This is a genomic window from Pauljensenia sp. UMB3104, assembly GCF_030217285.1.
Classification (GTDB): domain Bacteria; phylum Actinomycetota; class Actinomycetes; order Actinomycetales; family Actinomycetaceae; genus Pauljensenia.
This window is the reverse complement of sequence record NZ_JASONN010000347.1, coordinates 1-265: the sequence shown is the minus strand read 5'-3', so window position 1 is coordinate 265 and position 265 is coordinate 1. Positions and strand designations below refer to the sequence as shown.

Here is a 265-nt window from a genome sequence, read left to right as displayed (position 1 = left end):
CGCGGAACTTGTCCAGGGTGGTGCCCGCAGAATCCTGATGATGCAGACCTCTGCCTACGCCTCCTACTCCGGATGCCGGCAGTACCGCGAAGATGTCGCGGACGCACTCGCCCTGCTCCCCGATGGTGGCAAGGACGTGATCGTCGATAAGGTTCGCTCGTACCACGATTCCCCCGGCTTTCTTACCGCCCAGATCGATGTTGTCAGCGAATCAGTGAAGACGCTACTCGATCGAGGAACTGTGATTGACGATTTGCACCTCGTC

At 58.9% G+C, this 265-nt stretch carries 1 pseudogene; it reads left to right on the top strand.

The window, feature by feature from the left end:
- Nucleotides 1–40 precede the first annotated feature (40 nt).
- Nucleotides 41–265 (top strand): annotated as a pseudogene (locus QP415_RS11985) (ferrochelatase); the annotation flags it as partial.